This is a genomic window from Bradyrhizobium pachyrhizi (assembly GCF_001189245.1).
Classification (GTDB): domain Bacteria; phylum Pseudomonadota; class Alphaproteobacteria; order Rhizobiales; family Xanthobacteraceae; genus Bradyrhizobium; species Bradyrhizobium pachyrhizi.
On the sequence record NZ_LFIQ01000035.1, the window covers coordinates 94,051 to 108,792 of the forward strand.

The window sequence follows — 14,742 nt, forward strand, 5'->3', positions numbered from 1 at the left end:
GCCATCGCAATGCACAATGCGATCAGCGCACGGTGCCCGTGACACGACGCCAACTTGAGGTTCCGAAACGGCGCCCCATATGCACGGCAAGGGAGTGCTTGCCGTGCACACCACCTTCAAGGCGGCCCTCGTTGTTGCGACCGTCCTGGTCGCGCTGATTATCTCCATCCGTCCCGGTCCGGCCGCGGACAACAGCCGTCTTGCTCTGACCATTTCAATCGACGGGGCCATCGGGCCGGCAGCAGCCAGCTACGTCAAGGACGGCCTGGCCAAGGCTGCCGAGCGTCGCGCCGAAATTGTCATCCTGCGTTTGAATACCCCAGGCGGTCTCAGCACCAGCATGCGTGAGATCATCGCCGACGTGCTGGCCTCGCCCGTTCCCGTGGTCGGCTACGTTGCGCCATCCGGCGCCCATGCCGCGAGCGCCGGGACCTATATCCTCTATGCGACCCATCTCGCGGCCATGGCGCCCGGCACCAATATCGGCGCCGCGACGCCGGTGCAGATTGGCGGCCCGATACCGGGGCTGCCGGGCGGCACCCCGGACAAGGGCGGCAAGGACCAGAAGGACGGCGGCCATCCGTCCGAAACCAAGGATGCCATGACCGCGAAGGCGACGAATGATGCCGTTGCCTTCATCCGCAGCCTCGCCGAATTGCGCGGTCGCAATGCCGACTGGGCCGAGAAGGCGGTGCGCGATGCCGCCACCCTCTCCGCCAACGCCGCGCTGCAAGCCAACGTCATCGATCTCACCGCGCGCGACCCGGCCGACCTGCTCAGGCAGGTCGATGGCCGGACGATCGAGCTCCCCGGCGGCAAGACGCAACGCCTGGCGACCAGGGACGCCGCGATCGAGGCCATCGATCCAACCTGGATCGCGCGCGCGCTTGCGGTCATCACCGACCCCAACATCGCATTCATTCTCCTGATGGTCGGCATCTATGGCCTGATCTTCGAGTTCATGTCGCCCGGTGCCGTGGCGCCGGGGGTTGTCGGGACGATCTGCCTGCTGCTCGGCCTCTACGCACTCAACATGCTGCCGATCAACTACGCCGGCTTCGCCCTGATGCTGGTCGGGATCGCGCTGCTCGCAATCGAGGCCTTCAACCCGACCGTCGTGATCGGCCTCGGAGGAATCGTCGCCTTCGTGCTTGGAGCAGCCATGCTGTTTCGGATCGAGGCGCCCGGATACCGGCTGTCATGGCCGGTCATCGGCATCGTCGCCGCGATGTTCACGGGGCTCATTCTCGTCGTGCTCGGCGCGCTGCGCCGCGCGCGCAAGGGCCCGGTGCGGATCGGTGCGCAAGCCATGCGCGGGCTATCGGCCGAGGTGCTCGACTGGTCGGAGACCACAGGTCACGTCTTCACCAACGGCGAACGCTGGCAAGCGCGCAGCACCGAGACATTCACCGCGGGAGACACGGTCGAGGTCGCCAACATCATCGATTTGACGCTGGTGGTACGGCGTGCGCCGGCCTCTCCCGGCGAAGGAGGTACAGCATGATGCTTGATTATTTCACCTATGCGGCGATCGCGCTGCTGATCATCGTATTCCTGACCCAGGCCGTGCGCGTGCTGCGCGAATACGAGCGCGGCGTCATTTTCACGCTCGGCCGCTTCACCGGGGTGAAGGGTCCGGGGCTCATCATCCTGATTCCGGTGGTGCAGCAGCTGGTGAAGGTCGATCTCAGGGTGGTGGTGCAGGTGGTGCCGCCACAGGACGTGATTTCCCGCGATAACGTCTCGGTCAAGGTCAACGCCGTGCTCTACTTCCGCATCGTCGATCCCGAGCGCGCCATCATCAAGGTCAGCGACTACATGGCTGCGACCAGCCAGCTTGCGCAGACCACGCTGCGCTCGGTGCTCGGCAAGCACGAGCTCGACGAGATGCTGGCGGAGCGCGACAAGTTGAACGCCGATATCCAGGAGACCCTCGACAGGCAAACCGACGTCTGGGGCATCAAGGTCACCGGGGTCGAGATCAAGGATATCGATCTCAATGAGACGATGGTGCGGGCGATCGCCAAGCAGGCCGAGGCCGAGCGGCTGCGACGCGCCAAGGTGATCAACGCGATGGGCGAGCAACAGGCCGCCGAGAAGCTGGTCGAGGCCGGCCGGATCCTCGCCCAGGAGCCGCAGGCGATGCAGCTGCGCTACTTCGCAGCGCTGCACGACATTGCCGGCGAGCGCTCCTCCACCGTGGTCTTCCCGCTGCCGATGAACCTGCTCGATCATCTGGCGCCGCGACGTGAAGCGACGTGAACTGGTCTGCTAAAGCGTGATGAGATTGGGCTGTGTAGCGACTACGACGGCACCGCGCTCCCTTTCCCCGCTCTTGCGGGGAGAGGGTTGGGGTGAGGGGCCGTCTCCGCTTACACGGTGATAGCTACGTTTGCGGGGGCTCCCCCTCACCCGGAACGCATCTGACGATGCGTCATAGCCGAAGCCTTGCTTCGGCGTTCTTGAGAACGGCCGCCGAAGGCGGCCTACGCCTCTCCCCGCACGCGGGGCGAGGTGAAGCGGAGTCCGTCGCCGATTCCGGGTAAAGTCATCTCGTTCTAACGCCCGCGATGCTTGGCCCGCCACGCAGGTCCCGGACCGCGCATGTAATGCGCCTCGGGCCGGTAGCCGCTGATCGGCTCCTCGCCGATCCAGGCGAGGAATGCGAGCAGCCCTTCTGCGGCGCGGCGCGGCAGGGCAGCGATGAACGAAACTGCGCGCATCTCAGTAGTCCCACTTCTCGCCGAGCACGACCGGCGCCCGCGGATATCTCTCGGCGTCACCGCCGAGCATGCCGACGTTGAGGTTGGTCCGCGCCCAATCCTCGTGGCCGCGATGCAGCAGCAGCTCATTGCGGAGCCGATGAATCTTGGCGGCGGCGATCCGCGGTGAACAGTCCTGAAGACGAGGCCGATCCGCCTGACGGTCCGCCGCAGCATCAAGGACATGGCGCCGGCCGAACCGTGCGGCCGGGCATCGTGGTAATGGAGCAAGGTCATGTGCCACCTTCCCGTTTGGCGGCGCGCGCGAGCGCACCGCATCACGGCAAAAGATGCGGGGAAGGCCGTAGGAATTCGAGAGGGCACGCCGCGGTGCGGCATAGGAGCCGCATAAGGACGGGTAGCCCCGCGATGGGATCGCCTGTGCCGTCCGGCGCCAGCCGGAACCCAACGCCTCTGCGTGTTGACCAGCGCGCATTCAGTGCTAGCCTTTTGGCGACAAGTAGCGTCAAGCGGGTTCGATAACCGAGGGCTGAGACCATGAACCTCGTATCGCCAAATGTCGCAACCTCCGGGCCTGTTTCCTCCGACGGCGTGATCGCGGCAAGCGTCTACGTCGAGGGACGACGCATCGCCAATATCGCAATCGATGAGGCCGCGAGCTGGCGCAACAAGCCAAATCACGTTGTGTGGATCGGCCTGCACGAACCCGACATGACGCTATTGAGCAGCCTGCAGCGGCAATTCCAGCTGCACGACCTCGCGATCGAAGACGCCGATCACGCGCATCAGCGGCCGAAGATCGAACAATATGGCGATGCGCTGTTCATCGTGGCACGCACCGCGCAGCTCGACGGCGAGAGCATCGCGTTCGGCGAAACGCATTTGTTCGTCGGCGAGGGATACATCGTCTCGGTCCGGCACGGCGCCTCGACGTCCTATACGCCGGTCAGGGAACGCTGCGAGAGCTGCCCCCGCGCTCTTGCCCGCGGCGAGGACTACATCCTCTATGCCATTCTCGATTTCATCGTCGACAACTACTCGCCGGCTCTCGAGACGATCCAGGAAGAGGTCGAGACAATGGAAGCGGAGGTGCTTGCGAGCGCGATGACGCGGGCACAGATCGAGCGGCTTTATCTGCTGCGACGCGACCTGCTGCGGCTGCGCAATGCGGTCGGGCCGCTCGTGGAGGTCTGCCGCAGACTCGAACGCGACAACCTCCCCATGGTGCGCGAGACGATGCGCCCGCTGTTCCGCGACGTCACCGACCATGTGCGCACGATCCAGGAGCGAATTGACTCGCTGCGCGAGGTGCTCGCCTTTGCATTTGAAGCAAGCCTGCTAGTCGGTCAGGCGCAGGAAACGGCAATCTCCAAGAAGCTCGCCTCATGGCTTGCGATTGTTGCCGTGCCGACCGCCGTCGCCGGCATCTACGGCATGAATTTCAAGTACATCCCGGAGCTGCAATGGGAGTACAGCTATTTCGTCGTAATGGGCCTGATGCTGGTCGCATGCGGCGCGCTGTTCTGGCGGTTCAGGCGTTCCGGCTGGCTGTAGGCAGCGATCAGAACATCGAGCTGCATCGCAGCCATGCCGCAATTCGCGAGATTTCGGACAATTTTACCCTCGATCAACCGCGCGAGGGGCCGGTTTACGGTCGGCGGCAAGACCGGTAACCTCGCCTCCCAATGCGACGTGGAGAGTGCCCATGCGGCCCAAGGATCAGATCAACTGGATGCTGTCGGATGCGATCGAGGCGCTCGCCCGCGCCGAACGGTTGCACCAGAGCTTCCTCAATTTGCACCCGCGCGCGGGAAGCACCGAGCCGAGCTGGGAACCGCCGACCGACGTGATCGAGACCGAGGATGAAATCCTGATCCTGGTCGCGTTGCCGGGGGTCGATCCCGACGAGGTCGAGGCCGCGCTCGACGGCGGCACGCTGGTGATCTCCGGCCGCCGCACCCTGCCCCCTGAACTCCGCAACGCCCGCATCCTGCGCCTCGAACTGCCGCAGGGCCGGTTCGAGCGCCGCATCGCGCTGCCGACAGGCCGCTACACCATCAGCCGCTTTGCCGCGCATGGTTGCGTCGGCCTGCGGCTCGGAAAGTCGAGCTAAAGGATTTCGACATGGCTGCCTCAGACATTTCAAGCCCAGCATCGACTTCGACGCCGATTCCGAGCGACGCGCTGATCATCGTCCCGGTGCGCAACACCGTGCTGTTTCCGGATGTCATCATTCCGATCACGATCGCCCGCGCGACCTCGATTGCCGCGGCCCAGCAGGCGGTGCGCGAGCAGCGGCCGATCGGCATCCTGCTGCAGCGCGATCCCGAGACCAACGATCCCGGCCCCGACGGGCTGTACCGCGTCGGCACAACTGCCAACATCGTGCGCTACATCACCGGTGCGGACGACACCCACCATCTGGTCTGCCAGGGCGTGCAGCGCATGCGCGTGCTCGACTATCTGCCGGGCACGCCGTTCCTCGCGGCCCGCGTGCTGCAAATCCCGGAGCCGACCACCACCTCGCCCGAGATCGAGGCGCGCTTCCTCAATCTGCAGCGCCAGGCGCTGGAGGCCGCGCAATTGCTGCCGCAAGTGCCGCAGGAGCTGATCGCCGCACTGCAGGGCACCACCTCGCCGGCAACCCTTGCCGACCTTGCGACGTCCTACATGGACATCAAGCCGTCGGAGAAGCAGGACATCCTGGAAACCATCGATCTCGTGGCGCGGATGGACAAGGTGTCGCGTCACCTCGCCGAGCGCATCGAGGTGCTGCGGCTGAGCCAGGAGATCGGGCAGAAGACCAAGGCCGTGTTCGACGAGCGGCAGCGCGAGGCGATCCTGCGCGAGCAGATGGCGACGATCCAGCGCCAGCTCGGCGAAGGCGACGGCAAGGCTGCGGAAGTCGCCGAACTGACCAAGGCGATCGCGGAGGCCAAGATGCCGCCGGAGGCCGAAAGCCAGGCGCAGAAGGAACTGCGCCGCTACGAGCGGATGCCGGAGGCCGCGGCCGAATCCGGCATGGTGCGCAGCTATCTCGACTGGCTGATCGACCTGCCCTGGAGCATTCCGGAGGAGAAGCCGATCGACATCGCGGAGGCGCGCAAGATCCTCGACCAGGACCATTATGGCCTCGAGAAGATCAAGAGCCGCATCATCGAATATCTGGCGGTGCGCAAGCTCGCGCCCGGCGGCAAGGCGCCGATCCTGTGCTTCCTCGGCCCGCCCGGCGTCGGCAAGACCTCGCTCGGCCAATCGATCGCGCGCGCGATGTCACGGCCGTTCGTTCGTGTCAGCCTTGGCGGCGTGCACGACGAGGCCGAGATTCGCGGCCATCGCCGCACCTATATCGGCGCGCTGCCCGGCAACATCATCCAGGCGATCAAGAAGGCCGGCGCGCGCAATTGCGTCATGATGCTGGATGAGATCGACAAGATGGGGCGCGGCATCCAGGGCGATCCGTCGGCCGCGATGCTCGAAGTGCTCGACCCCGAGCAGAACAGCACCTTCCGCGACAATTATCTCGGAGTGCCGTTCGACCTCTCGCGCGTCGTGTTTATCGCCACCGCCAACATGCTCGACGGCGTCCCCGGCCCGCTGCTCGACCGCATGGAGCTGATCAGCCTCGCCGGCTACACCGAGGACGAGAAGCTCGAGATCGCCAAGCGCTATCTGGTGCGCCGCCAGCTCGAGGCCAACGGGATCAAGGCCGAGCAGGTCGAGATCGATCCGGATGCGCTGCGGCTGATCATCCGCAGCTACACCCGCGAGGCCGGCGTGCGCAACCTGGAGCGCGAGATCGGCAAGGTGCTGCGCAACGTCGCGGTACAGATCGCCGAGGGCAGCACCAGCCACGTCACCATCGCGCCGAAGGACATCGTCTCGCTGCTCGGCCAGCCGAGGTTCGAGAACGAGATCGCGATGCGCACCAGCATCCCGGGCGTTGCCACCGGACTGGCCTGGACCCCGGTCGGCGGCGACATCCTGTTCATCGAGGCGTCGCGCACGCCGGGCCGCGGCGCGCTGATCCTCACCGGCCAGCTCGGCGAGGTGATGCGCGAGAGCGTGCAGGCCGCGCTGACCCTGGTGAAGAGCCGGGCGTCCCAGCTCGGCATCGACCCCGGCGTGTTCGAGAAGAGCGACATCCACGTCCACGTTCCCGCCGGCGCGACGCCGAAGGACGGCCCGAGCGCGGGCGTTGCGATGTTCACCGCCCTCACCTCGCTGTTGACCGATCGCACGGTGCGCAGCGACACCGCGATGACCGGCGAGATCTCGCTGCGCGGCCTCGTGCTGCCGGTCGGCGGCATCAAGGAGAAGGTGGTCGCGGCCGCGGCCGCCGGCCTGACCCGTGTGATGCTGCCGGCGCGCAATAAGCGCGACTTCGACGACATCCCCGCCGGCGCCCGCGCCAAGCTGGAGTTCATCTGGCTCGAACGGGTCGACGAAGCGATCGCAGCCGCGCTGGAGGCCGCCAAGACGACGCCCGCCGCCGCGGAGTGATCGCGTCTCGAACGCAACAAGAGGGCATGACAGCGATCGCCGTCACGCCCTCTTGCGTTGCAGATAGCGGAGCGGTGCCGCTCAGCTCTTGCCCATGCATTCTTCGATGTAGAACCAGCGGTCGTCGCCGGTCAGGCCCTTCGACTTCACCTCGGCGCGGCAGACCTTCAGCTTTGGCTTGTTGGCCTTCCACTTCGCCTTCATGTCCTTCAGCTTCTGCATGGTGAGCTTGACCTTCGACGGCTTGGCCTCGGTGGTCTGGGCTGACGCGGTGTGCAGCGAGCCGGCGAGAAGCAGGGCGGCCACAAGACAGCTTGCGGTACGAAACATGACTGAAAAGTTCCTTGATTATCTGTTGAATTGAACGGCGTAGAGCTTCTTGTTTGACGCGTCTTCTTCGCGCGAACCGGCATCCACTTCGCTCGAAAACGCTTCAGGCCGCGCGCGGGATGCCAGATGTCCCGCGCGCGGCCTGAACTGCGATCAGAGGATTTTGACCGCGCTGAGCAGCGTCATGTAGACGCCCCACGCCAGCGGAATGCCGACGAACAGCCAGAACAGCGCCGCCTTGGCGTCGAGCCCGCCGAACCCGATTCCGTAGGAACCGTGTGGGCCGGCCGCCGCGGCGCTGGCGCTCGCATCCTGCAGCTTGGCGACCTCGGCGTCGCTCATATGCCATTTCGGATCGACCGGCTTGATCAGGTAGTTGCAGATCAGGCCCGCGATCAGCATGGCGCACAGGATATACATCGTGGTGTTGTAGAGCTGGTCGCGCGGCACGCCGGCGGCCAGCTGGAACTCGCGGATGTAGTTCACCACGACAGGACCGATGATGCCGGCGGTCGACCATGCCGTCAGCAGACGGCCGTGGATGGCGCCGACGAACTGGGTGCCGAACATGTCGGCGAGATAGGCTGGCACGGTGGCGAAGCCGCCGCCATACATCGACAGGATGATGCCGAAGCCGAGCACGAATAACAGCTTCGATCCCATCGCTGCGAAGGTCGGCGCCAGCGCGTAGAGCGCGATGCCGAGGATAAAGAACGTGTAGTAGGTGTTCTTGCGGCCGATCTTGTCCGACAGCGACGCCCAGAAGAAGCGGCCGCCGATGTTGAACAGCGACAGCAATCCGGCAAAGCCGGCCGCGATCGCCGCGATCTGCGCCTTCTGTCCGGCATCGAGCTGGTTGAAGCCGACATTGGGCAGGCCGATCAGCTTGCCCGCGAAGATCTCCTGCAACATCGGCGAGGCCATGCCGATCACGCCGATGCCCGCCGACACGTTCAGGCAGAGCACCCACCAGATCAGCCAGAATTGCGGCGTCTTGTGCGCGTTGTCGAGATGGACGTGCTTGCTCGAGATCATCGCGTTGGCCTTCGTCGGCGGCGTCCAGCCCTCGGGCTGCCAGCCGGCCGGCGGAATGCGATAGCGGAACGCGCCGATCATCATGAACACGAAGTAGATCGCGCCCATGGCGAGGAAGGTCTCCCAGACGCCGACCGAGGTCGGGGTCTTGAAGTAGTTCATCAGCCTGTCGGCGAGCGGGGCGCCGATCATCGCGCCGCCGCCGAAGCCCATGATCGCCATGCCGGTCGCCATGCCGCGCCGGTCGGGGAACCATTTCACCAGCGTCGACACCGGCGAGATGTAGCCGAGGCCGAGGCCGACGCCGCCGATCACGCCGGAGCCGAGCCACATCAGCCAGAGCTGGTGCGTGTAGACGCCGAGCGCGCCGATGACGAGACCGCCGGCCCAGCACAGCGCCGCGACGAAGCCGGCCTTGCGCGGACCGACCTTCTCGAGCCAGCCGCCCCAGATCGCGGCGGAGACGCCGAGCAGCACGAAGAACAGCGTGTACATCCACCCGAGGCTCGCGACCTTCCAGTCGCAGGTGGTGGTGAACAGCTCCTGCACCAGCGAGATGTCGGGGCACGCCTTCGGCGCGGTCAGGCCGATCGCGCGCGACAGCGGCAGCCAGAACACCGAGAAGCCGTAAGCCATGCCGATGCACAGATGGATGCAGAGCGCGGCCGGCGGCACCAGCCAGCGGTTGAAGCCGGCTGTCGCGATTGTATGTTCCTTGTCGAGGAAACCTGCACCTGACGCGGATACGCGTCCGGCGCTGCTCACTGTGGTCATTGACACCTCCCCTGCAGCCGCCATTACGACAGGCGCATCTGCGTCTTCGATCCCGTCTCAGCCCCTTGCGGCCAGCGTCAGCCGGCAGCTCCGCACATTTCCTCAATGCGTCGGGACCAACCACGCACATTCCGGAAATGCTAACCCCCAATACGACCGGATATGCCGGCCGTGCAGCCCGTGATCTGGACACAGGCCCAGTCGTTGTCCGTCGATGCGCCCACACTCGAGCACAACTCCATCACCACAACCCGGCGGACATTATCAATTCGCGCAGAATGGAAAATAGGTGTCGATAGGCAAAAGGTAGATATCAAGCTGCATCTAGCTGGTACGCGGCAACGCAGCATTCGAATTGCCTATCGCTCCATTGATCTTCTCGATCAAGAAAACGATCCGGGCGTCGCTTCGTTCGGTGATCTCGACCTTGTCGCCGGTCTCCTGGATGAGAGCCGGGATATCGATCACCGAAAGCGGATCGGTGCAATGCACCTCGAGGAAATCTCCCGCCGTCACGCTCCTGAGGGCCTTGCGCGTCTTCAGCGCCGGCAGCGGGCATTTCAGGCCGGTGAGATCGAGCTTCGTCGTCGTCATGGTTCGACCATGGCGAAGCCGTCCTGCGTCGTCAACGCCGCCTCCTCATCCGCTTCAGCCTTCGGCCGGAGCCGACCCGAGCACGTCGTCGACGGGGATCGCGGCGCGCAGCATCAATTCGGCAACGTCCTCGATGTCGTCGAGATGCGCGACCGGCAGCGTGGTTGCAACGGCGACGTCGCTGGCAATCCCGACCACGCGCGGGTCGTCGGGAAACAGCAGCGGCTTGCCGTTGGCGGCGCGGTACACCTCGATCTTGTTGACCGGCTCGCGCTTGAAGCCTTCGACCACCACCAGGTCGACCTGCGCCATCTTGGCGAGCAGCTCCGGCAGCCTCGGCTCATCGGCGCCGCGCAGCTCGTGCATCAGCGCCCAGCGCCGCGTCGAGGACACCAGCACCTCAATCGCACCGGACTGCCGGTGCACCCAGGAGTCCTTGCCGGGCACGTCGACATCGAATTCATGGTGGGCGTGCTTGATCACGGAGACACGCAGGCCGCGGCCCAGCAGGCAGGGGATCACCCGCGACAGCAGGGTGGTCTTGCCGGCACCGCTCCAGCCCGCGAGGCCAATCACTTTCATACGCGTCTCCGAAGACATGCCAATCGTTAGGGTATCCACGCCTGCGGTTCCGCCCGACATGGATGGCCGGGACCAGCCGTGACGACGGAAAGCCGCGACTTGCGCCCAACGCTGCTTATATCAGCCTTGAAGCAATGTCATGCCAGGCTTGCCGGCGGATGAGGATCGACTGGCTCGCTAGAGGACCGCCCTCGGAAACTCCTGCAGCAGCTGTGCCCAAAGCACCGCGAACGCGATCAGGCCGCAGACCGCAAGCGCCGCGGTGAATCTCGGCAATCGGCCGATGGCGACGAGCAGCCAGGCCGGCAGGAAGAACAGGCCGAACACCATGCCGAGTGGAAACACCGCCAGCCGCTGGAAGCCGGTGCCGTCGCCAGGCGGCACATGGGCGATGGCGTAGAAGGTGTAGAGCCAGAACAAGGTGCCGGCCGCCGCGACGAGCGCGGCAATCTTGCGAAAATTGACGGTGTCGAGTGCCATGATCGATTGGTCGCCGCAATCGGCGAACCAGTTCACGGGCCGCCGCGCAAGTTGCGCTCGGCTCGCTATCCGCAGGGTCAGTCGGTTCGTTGACCGACCGCCCGCCCCGGCTTGGCCAGCCTTGCCGATCGGCTCTCTCTCGGGGGCTGGTCACGCATCCGTAGCCTCTTCCGCGGCCGCTGCGTATCGACTGCCAGCACTTCTTCCAGCGTTGTATTCCTAAAACGAAGCCTTCTTAACATCGCTCCGCTCCTCGAGCGGGTGGGAGCCCCATCGGTCGTTCAACCACCGACATCCACAACAGGGCCCATGTCGGTGATGGGAGATAACCAGCGACGGGACGGTTTGCTCCTATGCATGTTGCAGCCCCCGCTCACGTCACGCGCAATCCCGCTATCCAGCGGATTTACCTCGAAATTTCCAATACGCAGGGCGATCGGAACACGATAATGTGCACCATGGAGGACTGTGTATGCCTCGCTCGCCTTCGATTGTGCCGCATTCAATCGATCACGACACCTATCTGGTGCTGAACGATTTTGGCCGACTGGGCCGTGCCTGGAGCGAAACCGACGAAGAAGGCACTGACCGGAAAACGCTGATCCGGCGTCTCCTGGATGACCAGTACAGCCGCCCGGTCCGCATCGTGGCCTTCAATACCAACGAAGGATGGTCGCGCGACGTCACGACCGACATTGCCGACGAGCTTCGGCGCCGTTTCGTCGAATACGAAGAGGTCCCGCGCTCCGTGCTGGAGTTCGTGGAGACGGCCATGCGGCACTGAGCTGGATCGGCAACGCAGAAGGCCCTCTCACAGCGCGATCGTTCGGCCCGGCAAGAATCCGCCAAACGGCAATTTTTCTAGCAATCTCAACGCGATCCGGCTGCCTCGCAGCGCCGCTCCGCCATAAGGCAATAATTAAGAGCATTTGCCTTACCTGTTCTCCCGTTCAACGGGAGACCGGTCCAGTGCACAATCGTGGTGGCGTTCGAGATGCCGTAAGCCTGAAAAGCCGGGTTCTGGTCACGGCGATCTTTTTGGCATCGGGCGCGGCATCGCTGATCCTGCAGGTCCTCTGGTTCAAGCAACTGCAATTCGTGCTGGGAAGCGCGACCGTCTCCGTCAGCGTCACGGTGGCAAGCTTCTTTTTCGGCCTCTCGCTGGGCAGCGCCCTGGGAGGCCGGATCGCCGACGTCGTCAGCCACCCCCTGAAAATCTACGGGTTGCTCGAACTCGCCCTCGCCCTCGTTTCTCTCGCGGTCACCGCGTTCCTGTCGCATTGGCCGACATGGGTGGGCTGGCTGTCACCGATGCTGGACCTGGAGTCTTCCTTCCGGCTGCCTCTCATGGTCGCCGTGTCGCTCGCCATCCTGTCGCTGCCAACGATGTTGATGGGCGCGACCCTGCCCTTCCTGGTGAAATTCCTGACCCGCACACAAACCGATCTCGCCAATCGCATCGGTCTGCTCTACGGGTTCAACACCCTGGGCGCCGCCATCGGCACCCTGGCGGTCGGCTTTGTGCTGATGGGCCTTTGGGGCATCGCGGGATCGAGCCTGGTTGCGGCAGCGTTGTATGTCTGCGTCGGCGTCGTTGCCCTGTTAGTTGCGCGCGGCGCAAGCCCGCTCTTGCCGGTCGCGGCACAGGCACCGGTGCAAACCGCCACGACCGCGAGTGACAGGACGTCGATCCTGATCTGGATTTTCGCGTGCTCCGGTTTTGTATCGATCGCCTATGAGGTCGTCTGGTTCCGATTCCTGACCAATGTCAGCACCTCGAGTGTCTACGCCTTCTCGGGCATGCTCGGCGTTTACTTGCTGGGGCTCGTGATCGGCGCCCTGATCTGCGCCAGGCTGCTCGCCCCCCGCAAGGATCAATTGCTGCGATACTTCGCCGTGACGCAGCTGCTGATCGCGGTTGCGGCCACGCTGACCGTCGGAATACTCGGCAAGGCTCGGACCATGGGAGTAGCGCTGTCTCCCGTCGTATCGGGCCTGCTTCCAGTCCCGGTGCAGGAGCTGTTGGGAGGTGACGTTTCATTCTTCCTGGTCTGCGCTGTTGCCCTGTTGCTGCCGACCACGCTGATCGGCATCAGCTTTCCGCTGGCCAGCGAATTGACCGTGATGCAGATGAGCGCGCTCGGCCGCAGGATCGGCACGCTCTACGCCCTGAACACGATTGGCGGCGTCGTGGGCTCGCTGGCGGCGGGGTTTCTGCTGATCCCGTATCTGGGTAGCCAGGGCGCGCTCACCGCGCTGATTGCCGTGAACGTCCTGCTGTTCGTCGCGACGACCATGTCGCAGCCGGATCTTCTGAGAGAACGGAGCCTGTGGCGGCAAGGGACGATCGCCGCGAGCGTCATCGCCGTAGCGCTGCTGCTCTTCACCCCGCACTATCTGGAGCGGGTCCTGACCGCGATCGAAGGCGCCAATGTGCTCGAGTTGCGGGAAACCCGGCAAGCGACGTTTGCGGTGGTCGAGTATCGCGAGAAGGCGGCGGGCACCTATCAGCAGTTGGTGGTGAATTCGAAGAGCTATGCCAACAACCGTCCCGAGGGCAGACGCTACATGGCCGCGATGGGGCACTATCCCATTCTGCTGCACCAGGGCCCGGTTGAAGCGGCTGTCGTCATTTGCATCGGGACCGGAACCACGGTGGGAGCGGTGAGCACCCACGAGGAATTGCAATCGATCGACGCGGTCGATCTGGCATCGACCGTGTTCGAATTTGCGCCCCACTTCGTGCCGATCAACAAGCAGTTCTATCAAAATCCCAAAGTCCATCAGATCGTCGCGGACGGGCGCCACTTCCTGCTGGGGACCAAGGAGACATTTGACGTCATCACGCTCGAGCCGCCACCGCCCCATGATGCCGGCGTCATCAACCTCTACACGGAGGAATTCTATGCGCTGGCAAAGCAGAAGATGCGTCCCGGCGGCGTTCTCGCGCAATGGGTGCCGCTGGATTTCAACCGCGGCATTCTTCCGAAGATGATACTCAAGGCCATGATGGGCCAGTTCAAGCATGTCTCGCTGTGGCTGCCGTCCAGAATGGAAGGCGTGGCGATCGCCTCCGATGAACCGTTGAACATCGATCCGCGCGAGCTCGCCATGCGCATGTCGAAGCCCGCGGTGGCTGAAGACCTGACGGCAAACGGCCTCGGCTCGCCCGAGGAATTCCTGGCGACGTTCATCGCCGCCGATGAAAAACTCGCGGCCTTTGTCGGGGACGTGCCGAGCCTCACGGATGATCGGCCACGTCTCGAATATTACAACTGGTATCCGCTGGGTTCGGTCAGCGTGGACGAACTGAAGCGCCTCCGCGAGCCGGTGGAAAACTATCTTGCCGACCGTTCCATCGACGAGGCCCGTCTCGACACCGCGCGCACGGTGGCCAATGCGATCCTGGACGAGCACAAGGCCACGGCCGACGGCGACAAGTCCGCCGCCCGGGCAGCGCTTCGCCTGGCCGTCAAACTGGACCCGGACAATTCCTATGTCGACTTCCTGGACCGCAAGCTAAGCGAGTGATGAAGTCCCCCGTCATTCCGGTGGCGTCGCCCCGGAATGACGTCGATGGTTAGTTTGGTGCGGCAAGACAGCCCGACGGGCAACTCAGCAAAACCTGTCAATCCCGCGATAAGAAAATATTCCGCTTGGCATTCGACCCAACTCAGATGTTCAATATGTACGTCTCACCCGATCGAGGGGCGCTGCGCAT

General features: G+C 64.3%; 14 protein-coding genes. 7 read left to right on the plus strand and 7 right to left on the minus strand.

Annotated features, from left to right (window positions below; all coding sequences use genetic code 11):
* Positions 1 to 79 precede the first annotated feature (79 nt).
* Complete coding sequence (locus tag AKL29_RS04440) at positions 80 to 1,504, plus strand: NfeD family protein (protein WP_038377250.1); 1,425 nt, start codon at positions 80 to 82, stop codon at positions 1,502 to 1,504.
* Positions 1,501 to 2,262 carry a slipin family protein gene (locus AKL29_RS04445; RefSeq protein ID WP_028332707.1) on the plus strand — a complete coding sequence of 254 codons (762 nt, stop codon included), beginning with the start codon at positions 1,501 to 1,503 and terminating at the stop codon, positions 2,260 to 2,262. Before AKL29_RS04440 ends, AKL29_RS04445 begins: the two co-directional genes overlap by 4 nt.
* 296 nt (positions 2,263 to 2,558) lie before the next feature.
* Here AKL29_RS04445 and AKL29_RS42705 read toward each other — a convergent pair whose 3' ends face one another.
* Positions 2,559 to 2,723 carry a hypothetical protein gene (locus tag AKL29_RS42705; protein ID WP_157345484.1) on the minus strand — a complete coding sequence of 55 codons (165 nt, stop codon included), beginning with the start codon at positions 2,721 to 2,723 and terminating at the stop codon, positions 2,559 to 2,561.
* Position 2,724: 1 nt separating this feature from the next.
* The gene (locus AKL29_RS04450) at positions 2,725 to 3,006 is read right to left on the minus strand and encodes a hypothetical protein (protein ID WP_152977426.1); all 282 of its coding nucleotides are present in this window, start codon (positions 3,004 to 3,006) and stop codon (positions 2,725 to 2,727) included.
* 254 nt (positions 3,007 to 3,260) lie between these two features.
* On the opposite strand from AKL29_RS04450, the gene corA reads away from it, so the two are divergent.
* The 3 genes from corA (at position 3,261) to lon (ending at position 7,226) form a co-directional block, all read left to right on the plus strand.
* A complete protein-coding gene (gene corA, locus AKL29_RS04455) occupies positions 3,261 to 4,277 on the plus strand; it encodes a magnesium/cobalt transporter CorA (protein WP_050383269.1) in 1,017 nt (338 codons plus the stop codon).
* Between the two features lie 151 nt (positions 4,278 to 4,428).
* Complete coding sequence (locus tag AKL29_RS04460; protein WP_028332710.1) at positions 4,429 to 4,836, plus strand: Hsp20/alpha crystallin family protein; 408 nt, start codon at positions 4,429 to 4,431, stop codon at positions 4,834 to 4,836.
* Between the two features lie 11 nt (positions 4,837 to 4,847).
* Positions 4,848 to 7,226 (plus strand): endopeptidase La, encoded by a 2,379-nt coding sequence (lon, locus tag AKL29_RS04465; RefSeq protein WP_028332711.1) that lies wholly within the window; start codon positions 4,848 to 4,850, stop codon positions 7,224 to 7,226.
* Positions 7,227 to 7,307: 81 nt separating this feature from the next.
* Here the strand turns inward: lon and AKL29_RS04470 are convergent, their stop codons facing one another.
* The 5 genes from AKL29_RS04470 to AKL29_RS04490 form a co-directional block, all read right to left on the minus strand.
* Positions 7,308 to 7,556, minus strand: a complete 249-nt coding sequence (locus AKL29_RS04470; RefSeq protein WP_028332712.1) for a hypothetical protein — start codon at positions 7,554 to 7,556, stop codon at positions 7,308 to 7,310.
* A 153-nt stretch (positions 7,557 to 7,709) separates the two neighbouring features.
* The gene (locus tag AKL29_RS04475) at positions 7,710 to 9,365 is read right to left on the minus strand and encodes an OFA family MFS transporter (protein ID WP_028332713.1); all 1,656 of its coding nucleotides are present in this window, start codon (positions 9,363 to 9,365) and stop codon (positions 7,710 to 7,712) included.
* Positions 9,366 to 9,689: 324 nt separating this feature from the next.
* Entirely contained in the window at positions 9,690 to 9,959 is a 270-nt protein-coding gene (locus tag AKL29_RS04480) for a sulfurtransferase TusA family protein (RefSeq protein ID WP_028332714.1), read from the minus strand.
* Between the two features lie 54 nt (positions 9,960 to 10,013).
* Entirely contained in the window at positions 10,014 to 10,559 is a 546-nt protein-coding gene (mobB, locus tag AKL29_RS04485) for a molybdopterin-guanine dinucleotide biosynthesis protein B (protein ID WP_152977427.1), read from the minus strand.
* Positions 10,560 to 10,718: 159 nt separating this feature from the next.
* Entirely contained in the window at positions 10,719 to 11,057 is a 339-nt protein-coding gene (locus AKL29_RS04490; RefSeq protein ID WP_050383271.1) for a hypothetical protein, read from the minus strand.
* 436 nt (positions 11,058 to 11,493) lie between these two features.
* On the opposite strand from AKL29_RS04490, the gene AKL29_RS04495 reads away from it, so the two are divergent.
* On the plus strand, positions 11,494 to 11,805 hold the full coding sequence (locus tag AKL29_RS04495) for a hypothetical protein (protein ID WP_016847487.1): 312 nt from the start codon (positions 11,494 to 11,496) through the stop codon (positions 11,803 to 11,805).
* Positions 11,806 to 11,990: 185 nt separating this feature from the next.
* Positions 11,991 to 14,552, plus strand: coding sequence for a fused MFS/spermidine synthase (locus tag AKL29_RS04500; protein WP_160321710.1), 2,562 nt, complete (start codon positions 11,991 to 11,993; stop codon positions 14,550 to 14,552).
* The last annotated feature ends 190 nt before the right edge of the window (positions 14,553 to 14,742 follow it).

Coding starts and splice junctions, on each gene's coding strand:
- AKL29_RS04440 (WP_038377250.1), top strand. CDS start 80: ATGCACGGCAAGGGAGTGCTTGCCGTGCACACCACCTTCAAGGCGGCC.
- AKL29_RS04475 (WP_028332713.1), bottom strand. CDS start 9,365: ATGACCACAGTGAGCAGCGCCGGACGCGTATCCGCGTCAGGTGCAGGT.
- corA (WP_050383269.1), top strand. CDS start 3,261: ATGAACCTCGTATCGCCAAATGTCGCAACCTCCGGGCCTGTTTCCTCC.
- AKL29_RS04445 (WP_028332707.1), top strand. CDS start 1,501: ATGATGCTTGATTATTTCACCTATGCGGCGATCGCGCTGCTGATCATC.
- AKL29_RS04480 (WP_028332714.1), bottom strand. CDS start 9,959: ATGACGACGACGAAGCTCGATCTCACCGGCCTGAAATGCCCGCTGCCG.
- AKL29_RS04460 (WP_028332710.1), top strand. CDS start 4,429: ATGCGGCCCAAGGATCAGATCAACTGGATGCTGTCGGATGCGATCGAG.
- AKL29_RS42705 (WP_157345484.1), bottom strand. CDS start 2,723: ATGCGCGCAGTTTCGTTCATCGCTGCCCTGCCGCGCCGCGCCGCAGAA.
- lon (WP_028332711.1), top strand. CDS start 4,848: ATGGCTGCCTCAGACATTTCAAGCCCAGCATCGACTTCGACGCCGATT.
- mobB (WP_152977427.1), bottom strand. CDS start 10,559: ATGTCTTCGGAGACGCGTATGAAAGTGATTGGCCTCGCGGGCTGGAGC.
- AKL29_RS04495 (WP_016847487.1), top strand. CDS start 11,494: ATGCCTCGCTCGCCTTCGATTGTGCCGCATTCAATCGATCACGACACC.
- AKL29_RS04470 (WP_028332712.1), bottom strand. CDS start 7,556: ATGTTTCGTACCGCAAGCTGTCTTGTGGCCGCCCTGCTTCTCGCCGGC.